The organism is Streptomyces flavofungini (genome assembly GCF_041028215.1).
In the GTDB taxonomy this organism is placed as follows: Bacteria; Actinomycetota; Actinomycetes; order Streptomycetales; family Streptomycetaceae; genus Streptomyces; species Streptomyces flavofungini_B.
The window spans coordinates 1-13068 of record NZ_JASKYR010000137.1; the positions used below are offsets into that span (position 1 = coordinate 1).

Below are 13068 nucleotides of genomic sequence, written 5' to 3' on the forward strand. Positions count from 1 at the left end.
CGGCTGCCGTGTCGCCGCGAGGGCGTCTCCCGTGCTGGCGTCAGGTCTTGTCGAGACGCTCCGGAGTACGGCGATGACCATGGTGGCAGACGCTTCTGAAGCGCTTCTTCCGTACGTGCGGACGGCGCGCCCGCAAGGTGCCCCGCGAATCCCCAACAGCCCCTCCGCACATGGCTGGTTGGCGCTTCTGGTGGGCTTGCTCACACGCTTCTCCGGCGGGCTCCGCGACCCGTCGGAGCCCGGGATTCCGGTGACGCGGGCCACAGCCCCGCGCCCCTCGGCCGCTCCGCTCCCGAGGTGCCGTCCGGGGCGCCCGGGGTCACAGTGGGAGAGGGGGCGGTCACTCAGCGCGTCCCGGCGCGTACCGCTCTCATCCGACTCATCCGACTCATCCGGACGACGACCCGTCGACGAAAGGCACAGCATGAGCGCCCCAGCGCAGCTCGACCTCCACGGCAGGCAGGCGCTGGTGACCGGCGCCGCCCGGGGCCTCGGCGCCTCGATCGCCCGCAGACTGGCCGCGGCCGGGGCCTCCGTCCTTCTCGCCGACGTCCGCAAGGACCTCGCCGTGGAGCTCTGCGCGGAGCTGACCGGGGAGGGCCTCGACGCCCGGTTCGTGGAGATGGACGTCCGCGACGCCGTGGGGGTGGCCGCGGTCTTCCGGGACCTCGACGAGGCGGGGCAGCCGCTCGACATCCTGGTCAACAACGCCGCCGTCGACGTCTCCAAGCCGATCGAGCACCTGACGGCCGACGAGGTGACCCGGGTCGTCGAGACCAACCTGCTCGGGCCCATGTACCTGTGCCTGGAGACCTACCGCCGCATGATCAGCCGTGGCGGCGGTCACATCGTGAACATCCTGTCCACCGCGGCCAACCGCACCTGGACCGAGGCGGGACCGTACGCGTCGGCCAAGTCGGGGCTGCGGGCGTTCACGCACACACTGTTCAAGGAGGCGCAGCGCGACTGCACCGGCATCGGTGTGACCGGGATCATCGCGGGCGGCATGGAGACCCCGTTCATCATGGAGCGCTTCCCCGACGCCGACGTCACGCTGCTCCAGAGCCCGGACATCGTCGCCGACACGGTCCTGTACGCCCTCTCCGTCCCGGCGGGCAGCGTGGTCGGCGAGCTGGTCGTCGTGCCCCGCTGCGAGCCGTCCTGGCCATGACGCGGCCCATGTTCTCCATGGCGCCCGTGGCCCCGCCTCCCTGGCGGCGGGCCATGGTGACGGCCGGTGCCGGTTTTCTCGGCTCGCACCTGTGCGAGCGCCTGCTCGACGCGGGCGTCGCGGTCGACTGCGTGGACGGTCTGCCGCTCGGCGCGGCCCGTGACATCGCCCACCTCGCGGGCCGCCCCGGCTTCCGCCATCTGGAGCGGAACCTCGCGCGGCCCGGCGCGCCCGACACCCTCCCCGGCCCGTACGACCTGGTGCTGCACCTGATGTGCCTCGCCACGGCACCGGACTCGCGGCAGGGCCCGCTGGACGCGCTCGACGCCGCGAGCCTGGGCACCCGCAACGCCCTCGCCGTGGCGGGCAGGGACGGCGCCCGCTTCCTGCTCGGCTCCACCTGCCACGCCGAGCACACCGCGCGGTGCCCCGCCGAGCACACCGCGCGGTGCCCCGCCGAGCACACCTCGCGGCGCTTCGCCGAGAACCTGACCACCGCCTTCGTCAGCGCCGGGGAGGCCGACGCGGGAATCGTGCGGATCTTTCCCGTCCACGGTCCGCGCATGGGCCCCGGCGACGGCGGCGTGGTCCCCGCCCTCATCCGGCAGGCCCTGGACGGCGGACCGGTCACCGTCCCCGGTGACGGCGGCCACACCCCTTCGCTCTGCTACGTCGACGACACGGTCGACGGCGTCCTCCTGGTCGCCGCGAGCCGGTCGGTGCGGCCGGTCGACATCGGCGGCGACGCCGGGGCGACCGTGGCGGAGGTGGCCCGCAGAGTGCTCACCCTGACCGGCTCGGACGCGCCCCTGCGGTACACCGGCGCGGACACCGGGGAACCGGAGACGCCCGGCCCCGTGACGGGCTTCGCCCACGAACTCCTCGGCTGGACGCCGAGGACCACCCTGGACGACGGTCTCGGACGCACCATCGCCGACTTCCGCGCGCGCCGCGCCGCCTCCCGCGCCGACCTCCGCGCAGACCGGAGGGGCTCGCCGTCACTGACCGGGATGTGGTCCGGGCGGCGCGGCGGCTGACCGTCCGGTGGCGGCGCCCGCGTGCTCGCGGCCCTTGAGGTGGTAGACGTTGAACGCCTTGCGGATGACCGGCTGGGCCACATTGCGCACCGGGACGCCGCCGCTGGTCATGCCGTGCTCGGTGCCCGCGTGCGCGTGGCCGTGGACGGCGAGGTCGGCGCCCGCGTCGTCCACGGCCTCGGCCAGCAGATAGCTGCCGAGAAAGGGATAGATCTCCAGGGGTTCGCCCGCGAGGGTGTCCGGCACCGGGGCGAAGTGCGTGAGGGCGACCCGGGTCTCGCAGCCCTGCTCCGCCAGGCCGGCGAGGGAGGTGCGCAGGCCGTCCGCGCAGCGGCGGGTGTAGCGGATGAAGTCCTTCATCATGCGCTCGCCGAACTCGCTGCCGCAGCGCCCGACGAACCCGCCGCCGAACCCCTTGGTGCCCGCGACACCCACCCGCGCCCCGTCGACCTCGACGACCGTCGCCTCGCCCTCCAGCATCCGCACGCCCGCGTCGCGCAGGATCGCGGTGACCTCGTCCGGCCGGTCGTCGTGGTGGTCGTGGTTGCCGAGCACCGCGACGACCGGCACCGGCAGGTCCTTCACCTCCCGGGCGACCACCCGGGCCTCCTCCGGGGTGCCGTGCCGGGTGAGGTCCCCGGCGAGGAGGAGCAGATCGGCGCAGTCGGGCAGGGTCTCGAAGGCGGGCCGGAGCACGCCCTGGCTGTCGAGGCCCATATGGATGTCCCCCACGGCGGCGACGCGGATCATGACAGTTCCTCCGGGTGGTCCGGGGCCGCCGCCTCGGCGACCACGATGTCGCAGTGCACCGTGAGCCCGTCGAGTTCCTCGTGCACGGTGCGCAGCAGCTCCTCGCGGCAGTGGGCCGTGGACACGGTCCCCGCGACCGTCACGGACGAACCGCGGTTCTCCACGCGCAGGCCGAGCTCGCCCTGTTCCTCGGCGGCGAGCCGTTCCTGAAGATGGGCGATGCGGTACTCGACGTTGGCCGGGTCGTTCATCGGTCTCCTCCTCGCGGTGCGATGACCTGGAGGCGCTCCAGCAGGAAGAGGAAGGCGGCCGCCATCGGCGCCTCCCCGCAGTCGCGGCGTACCGTCTCCCAGTCGACCCGCTCGCGCAGCTGCCGCGCGATCGGCAGGACGGCGCCGAAGTCGCAGTGGTGCTCGGAGAAGGCCGCGCAGAGCGCCCGCAGCATGTCGGTGGGCGAGAGGACCGGCATCCGCACCGAGTCCACCGGCAGTTCGATGGCCCGCGCCAGCATCTCGGCGGTGACGGGCTGGTGCGCCAGCTCGAAGATGAGGTCGATGTCCTGGCCCAGGCACTTGGCCTTGAGCAGCCAGTCCTCGGGCGGCTGGTACACCGTCAGGCCCGCCTCGGCGAGCGTCGTCGCGACCGCCTCGGCGTCCTCCGGCCTGATGCAGAAGTCGGCGTCGTGCTGGAGGTTGCCCGCGCCCCCGTGCGCGTACACGGCGACGCTGCCCGCGAGGGCGAAGTCGTGGCCGTTCCTCTTCAGGAGCGCGCCGACCTGCTTGGCCGCCTCCAGGATGGCCTGGTTGAGGTCGGGCGGCAGCTCCTCGGAGGGGAGGTCGTGCCGGGCGTCGCGCACTCCGATCGGCCGGACCGCCGGACGCAGCTCGGTGACCGGCTGCTGCCGCTCGCCAGTGGCGTGGCCGCCAGTGGTGTGACCGCCGGTGGCGTGGCCGGGAGTGGCGTGGCCGGGAGTGGCGTGGTCGGGAGTGATGTTCTCTGCGTTCCGCGTCACCTGCTGCTCCGTTTCCGGACGGCGGCCGCCGCACCGATCGTGCGGGCCGGCCGTCTGAGACGATCCGCGCTCCAGGCACCTCCGGTACCCGGTCCGGCGGCTTCGACACGGGCCACTTCGCCGTGCGGCGCCGCGACGCGCGGGGGCGGGCGATGCCGTCCTCCCCTTATACCGCGAGGTCAAGGGGGCCACCTCTCGTGTTCAGGGCCGCCGCCAGTCGTCGCTGCGCAGATGCGAGCCCGCCTGGGGGCCCATCCGCAGCATGCCGCCGTCGGCGACGAAGGACGCGCCGGTCACGTACGAGGCGTCGGCGCCCGCGAGGAAGGCGATGACGGCGGCGATCTCCCTGGCGTCGCCCGGACGGCCCAGCGGGATGCCGGGGCGGCTCTCGGTGTGCGGGTCCGTGTCCTCCTGGCCGGTCATGGGGGTGGCGATCTCGCCGGGCGCCACGGCGTTGACGGTGATCCCGTGCTCCGCGAGCTCCAGCGCCATCACCTGCGTGAGCAGCCCGAGCCCGCCCTTGGCGGCGCAGTACGGGGCGGCGCCCACCCGGGGCTGGTGCTCGTGCACCGAGGTCACATTGACGATGCGGCCACCGCCGCCCTGCCGGATCATCCGGCGCGCGGCGTGCTGGCCGCAGAGGAACGGCCCGATGAGATCCACGTCGACCACCCGCCGCACGTCCTCGTACCCGAGGTCGACGAAGGGTGTCGCGGTGCCCGTACCGGCGTTGTTGACCAGGACGTCGATCCGGCCGAGCCGGTCGGCGAGCGCGTCGACCACGGCCGCCTCACCGGGCAGCCGGGCCAGGTCCATCCGGGCGACCTCGGCGCGCCTGCCGTGGCCGCGCACCTCATCGGCCGTCCGCTCGGCGCCCTCCTCGTCGCTGTGCCAGGTGATCCCCACGTCCATTCCCGCCGCGGCGAGCCGGACGGCGGTGGCGCGGCCGATGCCGGAGTCGGCGCCGGTGACGACGGCCGTTCCGGCCGGGGGAGTGCTGGGTCCGGGCATCGGTTCTCCTTCGTGGGTCCCCGCGGGGACGGGGTGTCATGGTGAGCGCGGGCCGCTACCCGGCTGTCGGCCCGGCCGTGACGTCCAGGGACAGCGCGTCGTCCACGACGTCCACCAGGACGCGGCTGCCCGCGGTCAGGCGGCCGTCCAGGAGCAGCCGTGAGAGGCGGTTGTCCACCTCGCGCTGGATGGTGCGGCGCAGCGGGCGCGCCCCGTACTCCGGCTGGTGCCCGCGCCGTGCCAGCCAGTCCACCGCCGCCGGGGTGAACTCGATGGTGACGTCCTGCGCGCGCAGCCTGCGCCGGGTCTCCTCAAGGAGCAGATCGGTGACCTGCCTGAGCTGCTCTCCGGTGAGGCGCCGGAAGATCACCACCTCGTCGATGCGGTTGAGGAACTCCGGCCTGAAGTGCTCGCGCAGCGGCCGCAGCACCTGCTCGCGCCGTGCCTCCTCGTCCGCCTCCGAGCCGTCCGCGCGGAAGCCGAGCGTGCCGCCGCGCCCCGTCAGCGCCTCGGAGCCGAGGTTGCTCGTCATCACGATGACGGTGTTGGTGAAGTTCACCGTCCTGCCCTGCGCGTCGGTCAGGCGCCCGTCGTCCAGGACCTGGAGCAGGGTGTTGAAGACATCGGGGTGCGCCTTCTCCACCTCGTCGAGGAGCAGCAGCGAGTACGGGTGGCGGCGTACGGCCTCGGTGAGCTGGCCCGCCTCCTCGTGGCCCACGTAACCGGGCGGCGCCCCGACCAGCCTGCTGACGGTGTGCCGCTCCTGGAACTCGCTCATGTCGAGGCGGACCATCCGCTCCTCGCTGCCGAACAGCGCCTCGGCCAGGGCCCTGGCCAGCTCCGTCTTGCCGACGCCGGTGGGCCCGAGGAAGAGGAAGCTGCCGATCGGCCGGTCCGGGCTCGACAGGCCCGAGCGGGAGCGCAGGACCGCCTCCGCCACGGCGGCGACGGCCTCCTCCTGCCCGATGACGCGCTTGTGCAGATGCTCCTCCAGGCCGAGCAGCCGCTGCTTCTCCTCCTGCGTGAGGGTGCTGACGGGGATGCCGGTCTGCCGGGAGACCACCTCGGCGATGTCCTCGGCACTCACCTCGACGATGTGCCCGTCGCCGGGCTCGCGGCTCCGCCCGGCATCGATCCTGCGGGCCAGCTCGCCGACGCGGTCGCGCAGTTCGGTGGCGCGCTCGTACTGCTCGGCCGCCACCGCCTGGTCCTTGTCGCGGGTGAGCTGCTCCATCTCGCGCTCCAGGGCCCGTACGTCCGTGCCCTTCGTGCTGGCCCGCAGGCGCACCCGGGCACCCGCCTGGTCCATGAGGTCGATGGCCTTGTCCGGCAGGAAACGCTCGGTGAGATAGCGGTCGGACAGCTCCACGGCCGCGAGGAGGGCGTCGTCGGCGTAGCGGACCTGGTGGTGGGCCTCGTAGCGGTCGCGCAGGCCCCGCAGGATCTCCACCGCGTCCGCCGGGCTCGGCTCGGCCACCAGGATCGGCTGGAAGCGGCGGGCGAGCGCGGCGTCCTTCTCGATGTGGCGCCGGTACTCCTCCAGGGTCGTCGCCCCGATGACGTGCAGTTCGCCCCTGGCGAGGGCGGGCTTGAGCATGTTGCCCGCGTCCATGGAGCCGCCCTCGGAACCGCCGCCGCCCGCGCCCACCATGGTGTGCAGCTCGTCGATGAACACGATCAGTTCGTCGGAGTGGGCGCGGACCTCCTCGATGATGCCGTTGAGACGCTCCTCGAAGTCGCCCCGGTAGCGGGTGCCCGCCACGACGCCCGACAGGTCGAGGGCGATGACGCGGCGGCCGGCGAGGGTCTCGGGCACGTCGCCGTCGGCGATCCGCTGGGCGAGGCCCTCCACCACGGCGGTCTTGCCGACGCCCGCGTCACCGATCAGGACCGGGTTGTTCTTGCCGCGCCGGGACAGCACCTCGATGGTCTGCTCGATCTCCTCCTCGCGGCCGATCACCGGGTCCACGCGGCCCTCGGCGGCCCGCGCGGTCAGATCGCGCCCGAACTGGTCCAGGGTGGGCGTGGCGCCCCCGCCCCCGCCCGGCCGCTGCTCGGCGGGGCCCGGCTGGTGGCCCTGCGGCGGCTGCGGGGCGGGGCCCGGGTCGAAGCGGGCCGCGTTGAGGATGTGCCCGGCGGCGGAGTCGGGGTTGGCGGCCAGCGCCATGACGATGTGCTCCGGGCCGATGTACCCGGCGCCGACCGCCCGCGCCACCTCGTGCGCGTCGAGCAGCGCGCGCTTGACGGCCGGGGTGAGCGCGACGGCCTGCGTCGGCACGGCGCCCTCGGTCTCCGCGGAGTGCCGGTCGATCTCCTCGGCGATCTGCTCCGGGTCGGCGCCCGAGCGCTCCACCAGACCCCGGGTCGGCTCGATGGTCAGCGCCGCCCGCAGCAGGTGCTCGGTGTCGAGGTTGCTCTTGCCGTGCTCGGCGGCGTACGAGGCGGCGGTGGCCACGAGCTGCCGCGCCGGGCCGCTCATCAGCCTGCCGATGTCGATCTGCCGTCGGCCGTTGCCGAGGAACCGTGCGAAGAGCTCCCCGAACGGGTCCTGTCCGAACCCTTCGGGACCGATGTAGCCGCTGCTCATTGCCGTCGTCCGTTCCGGCGTCCCGGCCGGGCGGGACAGCCTGTGAGGCGTGTGCGTGTGCGTGTGCGTGTGCTGTGCGTATGGGTATGCGCGCGCACGTTCGTGAGGGTGTGCGTATGGAGTCCGTCCCGTTGCTCGCGTCGCGTCGGCGCACGGCTGCTACGGGGCGGGCGGAAGCTGCTCCTCCGGCAGGACGTGCACGGCGGCCTCCTCGGCGGACGCCGCGCCCCCGTCGATTCCCTCGTCCGTGGCGACGACCTCCTTGGTGGTGTCCTCGTGGGCGCCCTCGTCCGGCGCCACGAGGCGGCCCGCCCGCTCCTGACCGGCCTCGGGGTCCACGGGCTCGCCGTCGCCGCCCGCCAGGTCACCGATGCCGTCGCCCGCGGGCGGTTCGATGTCCGGCACCTCCTGCGCGAGCCGTTCGTCGAGCGTCTCGCCCTCGTGCTGCTCCTCCGCGGTGGTCCCCGGCTTGGTGACGCCGAGCGGCTTCTCCGGCGGCGAGTAGCCCTCGTCGAGCATGTCGTCGTAACTGCGCTCGTCCACCGCGTCCTGGAGATCCAGCGGGGCGGCGTCCTCCTGCTCCTCGTTGTCGCCGGTGGGCTGGTAGGCGTCGTCCGCCATGTTCTGGTCGCTCATCACTACCTCGCGCTAGTGGTCTCTGGTGATCGCGCTGCTCCCTTGGATCGTCGCGCGTAGGTGCTCGAAGTGCCCGCCGCGGACTGGGCCAAACGCCCCGTTACGCGATGTGATCGTCTGCTTTCGGGGCACTTTGGGACCATGCGCGAGAAGCGGCGACTGCGGACGAGCCACATCGACGGGCCCGGCATCACCCGCGTCCGTTCGGGACGCGGATTCCGCTATACGGATGCCTCGGGGCACCCCGTGACCGACCCCGAGGAGAAGGAACGCCTGCGGCGGCTCGTCATCCCGCCGGCCTGGCGGGACGTGTGGATCTGCCCGTGGCCCAACGGGCACCTGCAGGCGGTCGGCACCGACGCCGCGGGCAGGCGCCAGTACCTCTACCACCCGCGCTTCCGCGAGCAGCGGGAGGCGGCGAAGCACGACCACGTCCTCGACGTCGCCGCCGCGCTGCCCGCCGTGCGCGCCCAGGTCACGGAGGACCTGACCGGGCGCGGACTCGGCCGCGAGCGGGTCCTAGCCTGCGCCGTACGCATGCTCGACCTCGGCTTCTTCCGCATCGGCAACGAGTCCTACCGGCGGGACAACGGCACCTACGGCCTCACCACCCTGCTGAAGGAGCACGCCTCCTGCCGCTCGGGCGAGGTCTGCCTCACCTACCCGGCGAAGTTCTCCAAGACGCAGACCCGCGCGCTCGTCGACCCGCCCGCCTGTGCGGTCCTGCGCTCCCTGCTGCGCAGGACCAGCGGCGGCGACCGGCTCTTCGCGTACTGGCACGGTGGGGCCTGGCACGAGGTGCACGCCGACGAGCTCAACGCCTATCTGCGCGACAGCGCAGGCCGCGACATCTCCGCCAAGGACTTCCGCACCTGGCACGCCACGGTCCTCGCGGCCGTCGCCCTCGCGGTGTCGGAACGCGTCGCGCGGGAGTCGGAGACCGCCCGCAAACGGGCCGTCACCCGGGCCGTCCGCGAGGTCAGCGAGTACCTCGGCAACACCCCCGCGGTGTGCCGCGCCTCGTACATCAACCCCCGGGTCGTCGAGCTCTTCGAGGAGGGCCGCACGATCGCCCCCGCCCTGGACCGCCTCGGCGACGGCGCCGCGTTCGGCCACCCGGCGACCCAGGGAGCGATCGAGGAGGCGGTACGGCGCCTGCTGACCTGACGGACAACGCCGCGCCGCACGGCGAGGGGATACCGTGCGACGCGGCTGCTGCGCTGCTCGCTGTGCTGAGGGATGTCCGGGTTCAACCGCTCCCGGCCCGATAGGCACCGGAGCCGGTCGCGCGCCGCCCACGCAGGGAGCGGCCCTCGGCCCCGCCCTTCTTCGCGCCTCCCATGGCGGCGGCCATGGCGAGCAGGGTGGCGACGGCGCCGGTGATGACATTGCTGACCACGGTCCGCGTGGTGCTCTGGTCACCCGCCACGACCCAGGGCGCCACGATGGTCCAGACCCCCAGCGCACAGGCGGCCCAGGCCATGCTGTGCGTCCGGTCATAGGCCCGGCCGAAGCCGCCGCTCATCAGCAGCGCGTAGGAGATGCCGACGATGAGATTGACGACGCTGAGGCGCGTGAGGCCGTTGAAGCCCGCGATCCAGGGCGAGGCGGCCAGATAGAGACCCGTCAGAAAGGCCATCGCATCAATGGCCTGCACTTTCGGCGTACTCGCCATGTTCTCGGCACTCTCGTGCCGGGCCCGCATGTCGACGATGTCGGGATGCGTTTCCATGGACGGCGACCTGGAAGAAGTTGTCACTGCGTCCACCTCCAGCTAGGGGGGCCTGTGGTGCGGTCAAGCCCAGAATACTCGGCTATGTCCGTATTGTCGTATAACAAGTGGGGTCGCGGAACGGCATACCAAAAGGGCCGGAAGAGGCAGTGATGCCCCGTCCGGCCCAGAAGCCCCGCCCCTCTCCGCTCACACCATCTCGGGTTGCGGTTCCTTCGCCTGGGGGACCGGGGTGAGCTGGGGGTCCCAGAGTCTGGTGGTGCGCATGTAGCCGTAGATCACCGAGACCATCGACAGGACCATGAGGGGGCCGAAGATGTACGGGTTCCTGGCCATCGGCATGGACAGGAAGCGGTAGGAGAGGAGGAGCAGGGTGAAGACCGTGGCGCCGTAGGCGACGAGCTGGATCGCCGAGCGGTCCCAGCCGCGGTCGAGCGCGCGCATCGCCGCGTCGATCGTGAACGCGAACACGACGCCCGCGATGATGTCCGCGCCGTAGTGGTAGCCGAAGCCGAGGGTGGCGCCGAGCGTGGCGATCAGCCAGAACGTGCCCGCGAACCGCAGCGCTCGCGGGCCCCTGCGGGAGTGGATGAAGATCGTGGTGGCCCACGCGGTGTGCAGGCTCGGCATGCAGTTCCGCGGGGTGATCTCGTTGAAGCCCATGTGCTGCGGGGTTTTCAGCGGCGGCATGATGTCCGGCCACAGGTTGGCCGTCGCGAACTGTCCGCCGTCGGCGCCGTACGCGAAGATCGGGCCGACCACCGGGTAGATCATGTAGAAGGCCGGGCCGAGCAGGCCGATGACCAGGAAGGTGCGCACCAGGTGGTGGCCCGGGAAGCGCCGCTCGGTGGCCACGTTCCTGAGCTGGTACAGCGCGACGATGACCGCGGCCACGGCGAGCTGGATGTACACGTAGTCGAGGACGTGCTCGCCGACCGGACCCGACGCCTCGACCAGGCGGCCCACCAGCCACGACGGATTGCCGAGCGCGTGGTCGGCGGTCCCCACGTACTGGTCGAGCACCTCGGGGCGGGTCTTCGAGGTGATCAGCAGCCAGGTGTCACCGGTCTTCCGGCCGGCCACGAGGAGCAGCCCGAGGCCGACACCCTTCAGGAGCAGGACCCGTTCCGAGCCGGTGCGGCGGGTGAGCGCGATGACCGCGACGCCGAGGATCACCCACAGCGCGCCGTTGCCGAACATCATCTTGGCGTCGACCACCCAGCGCACCAGGAAGAAGACGAGGTCGATGCCGACCGCGACCCCGGCGGCGATGAACCGCTCCCGCCAGGTCAGCACCACCATCATCAACGCCATGCTGGCGTAGAGCAGCGGCCCCGACTTGGGCGCGAACAGCACCTCTTTCGCCTGGTTGGTGATCGGCCCCGGCAGTCCGTAGTGGCGCGCGGCGATCTCCAGCGCGACGAGGAAACCGAGCCCCACCACGACGACCGCGGTCCACAGCAGCGCCCGCGGTTGGCGCCAGGCCGTGACCATGTGTCTGTAGTTTTCCCGCGAGATTATTCGCGATGCCATAGATATCAACTGTTTGGCCGATGCGTGAGATGTCAGAACGGGTGATCCTCGTGAGCCAGATCATGCTAACGGAGCAGCGCGAGCGGGTTTCCCTGTTCGCATCCGCGCCCGCCGCCACGGGGGCGGCGGGCGCCCGCTGTTCGAACCCGGGCCCCGGCTACAGCCAGTCACGCCGCTTGAAGATGAAGTACAGGCTCACGCACACCACGGCCATCAGACCGATCGCGAACGGATAGCCGAAGGCCCAGTGCAGCTCCGGCATCTCGTCGAAGTTCATGCCGTAGATCGTGCCGACCAGGGTGGGGGCGAAGAGGATGGCCGCCCAGGACGAGATCTTCTTGATCTCTTCGTTCTGTTCGAAGCCCGCCTCCGCGAGGGCCCGCATCTCGGCGTTCTGCTGCTGGGTCACGAGCGTCGCGTTGACGGTGAGGATGTCGGCGAGGGCCTGGCGGAAGCCGTCGACGCGTTCGCTGGTGTGCGTGACGTGGTCGGCGACGTCCCGCAGATAGCGCTGGAGCTCCTCGTCGGTGCCGTACTTCGCGAAGCCCGCCATGAGGGCGTGCAGCATGCCGACCAGCGGGCGGGTGGCGCGCTGGAACTCGACCATCTCGCGGGAGAGCTCGTAGATGCGCCGGGAGACCGCGGGGTCGCCCCTGAAGACCTCGGTCTCGATCTCGTCGATGTCGTTCTGGACGCCCGCGACGACCGGGGCGTAGCCGTCCACCACGGCGTCGAGGATCGCGTAGAGCACGGCCTCGGGGCCGAGGGCGAGGAGCTCCGGGTCGTTCTCCATGCGGCCGCGGACCGCCGTGAGGTCGGGGGCGGCGCCGTGCCGGACCGTGATGACGAAGTCGGGGCCCACGAACACGTGCAGCTCGCCGAAGTCGACCTCCTCCGGGGCGTCGAGGTACCGCGCGGCGCGCAGCACCACGAAGAGCGTCTCGCCGTACCGCTCCAGCTTCGGACGCTGGTGGGCCTCCATCGCGTCCTCGACCGCGAGCTCGTGCAGGTCGAACTCCGCCGCCAGGGAGAGCAGCTCCGCCTCCGTCGGGCGGGCCAGGCCGATCCACGCCATGCCGTCCCGCTGTTCGCGCAGCTCGCCGAAGGTGTCGGCGAGGGAGGACGGGGTCGCCACGCGGACGCCGTCGCGGTACAGGGCCGCCTCCACGATGCTGGCCGCCTCGCCCTGCGCCGCCGCGGGCCGCGSCGCCGCGGGCCGCGCCGCTCCCGGCGTCTGCCCGTCCTCGGGCGGTGGGGTGACCGCGGCCTCGGGGCGCGGCGTCCGCAGCCAGGTGCGCCTGCGCGCGCTCGGGGTGGGACGGGCTCGACGCTCCGCCATGTGTATCGCCTCCGGGACGGATGATCGTCGTCGTGCGTCCCTACGGAGGATATCGGAGGGCAACGGACGTCAACGGGGGTCAACGGTGGATGTACGGGGCGATCCGGGCCGCCGGTGCGCGGCGCGTGGTCCCCGGGGACCTCCGGCCCCACCGCGCGGTCTACGGCAGCAACCCCGCCCGCCGGGCCGCCACCACCGCCTCCATCCGCGTGTGCGCGCCGAGCTTCCGCATGGCGGCGCGCACACGCGGATGGAGGCGG

12 protein-coding genes are annotated in these 13068 nt (G+C 72.4%); 3 read left to right on the forward strand and 9 right to left on the reverse strand.

Annotated elements, in window-relative coordinates:
- Window positions 1-424: 424 nt before the first annotated feature.
- Together AB8Z36_RS12400 and AB8Z36_RS12405 are read left to right on the forward strand one after the other, a co-directional pair.
- On the forward strand, window positions 425-1171 hold the full coding sequence (locus AB8Z36_RS12400; protein ID WP_369213308.1) for an SDR family oxidoreductase: 747 nt from the start codon (window positions 425-427) through the stop codon (window positions 1169-1171).
- Entirely contained in the window at window positions 1168-2208 is a 1041-nt protein-coding gene (locus tag AB8Z36_RS12405; RefSeq protein ID WP_369213309.1) for an NAD-dependent epimerase/dehydratase family protein, read from the forward strand. The genes AB8Z36_RS12400 and AB8Z36_RS12405 overlap by 4 nt, the downstream gene beginning before the upstream one ends.
- Here AB8Z36_RS12405 and AB8Z36_RS12410 read toward each other — a convergent pair.
- The 6 genes from AB8Z36_RS12410 to AB8Z36_RS12435 all read right to left on the reverse strand — a co-directional run bounded on the left by AB8Z36_RS12410 (window position 2170) and on the right by AB8Z36_RS12435 (window position 8204).
- On the reverse strand, window positions 2170-2958 hold the full coding sequence (locus AB8Z36_RS12410; protein WP_369213310.1) for a metallophosphoesterase family protein: 789 nt from the start codon (window positions 2956-2958) through the stop codon (window positions 2170-2172). The two genes, AB8Z36_RS12405 and AB8Z36_RS12410, sit on opposite strands and share 39 nt — an antisense overlap.
- On the reverse strand, window positions 2955-3209 hold the full coding sequence (locus tag AB8Z36_RS12415; RefSeq protein ID WP_369213311.1) for a hypothetical protein: 255 nt from the start codon (window positions 3207-3209) through the stop codon (window positions 2955-2957). The genes AB8Z36_RS12410 and AB8Z36_RS12415 overlap by 4 nt, the downstream gene beginning before the upstream one ends.
- Window positions 3206-3841 (reverse strand): nucleotidyltransferase family protein, encoded by a 636-nt coding sequence (locus AB8Z36_RS12420; RefSeq protein WP_369213319.1) that lies wholly within the window; start codon window positions 3839-3841, stop codon window positions 3206-3208. Before AB8Z36_RS12420 ends, AB8Z36_RS12415 begins: the two co-directional genes overlap by 4 nt.
- A 330-nt stretch (window positions 3842-4171) precedes the next feature.
- Window positions 4172-4981 carry an SDR family oxidoreductase gene (locus AB8Z36_RS12425; RefSeq protein ID WP_369213312.1) on the reverse strand — a complete coding sequence of 270 codons (810 nt, stop codon included), beginning with the start codon at window positions 4979-4981 and terminating at the stop codon, window positions 4172-4174.
- 55 nt (window positions 4982-5036) lie between these two features.
- Complete coding sequence (locus AB8Z36_RS12430; protein WP_369213313.1) at window positions 5037-7568, reverse strand: ATP-dependent Clp protease ATP-binding subunit; 2532 nt, start codon at window positions 7566-7568, stop codon at window positions 5037-5039.
- Between the two features lie 159 nt (window positions 7569-7727).
- Window positions 7728-8204: a DUF5709 domain-containing protein gene (locus tag AB8Z36_RS12435; protein WP_369213314.1), complete on the reverse strand. Its 477-nt coding sequence runs from the start codon at window positions 8202-8204 to the stop codon at window positions 7728-7730.
- A 141-nt stretch (window positions 8205-8345) separates the two neighbouring features.
- On the opposite strand from AB8Z36_RS12435, the gene AB8Z36_RS12440 reads away from it, so the two are divergent.
- Complete coding sequence (locus AB8Z36_RS12440; protein WP_369213315.1) at window positions 8346-9371, forward strand: DNA topoisomerase IB; 1026 nt, start codon at window positions 8346-8348, stop codon at window positions 9369-9371.
- A gap of 82 nt (window positions 9372-9453) precedes the next feature.
- Here the strand turns inward: AB8Z36_RS12440 and AB8Z36_RS12445 are convergent, their stop codons facing one another.
- From AB8Z36_RS12445 to AB8Z36_RS12455, 3 genes are all read right to left on the reverse strand, one after another.
- Window positions 9454-9936, reverse strand: a complete 483-nt coding sequence (locus AB8Z36_RS12445) for an SPW repeat protein (protein WP_369213316.1) — start codon at window positions 9934-9936, stop codon at window positions 9454-9456.
- Between the two features lie 189 nt (window positions 9937-10125).
- Window positions 10126-11430 carry a phosphatase PAP2 family protein gene (locus AB8Z36_RS12450; RefSeq protein WP_369213317.1) on the reverse strand — a complete coding sequence of 435 codons (1305 nt, stop codon included), beginning with the start codon at window positions 11428-11430 and terminating at the stop codon, window positions 10126-10128.
- A gap of 196 nt (window positions 11431-11626) precedes the next feature.
- Window positions 11627-12808, reverse strand: coding sequence for a magnesium and cobalt transport protein CorA (locus AB8Z36_RS12455; protein WP_369213318.1), 1182 nt, complete (start codon window positions 12806-12808; stop codon window positions 11627-11629).
- Window positions 12809-13068 lie beyond the last annotated feature (260 nt).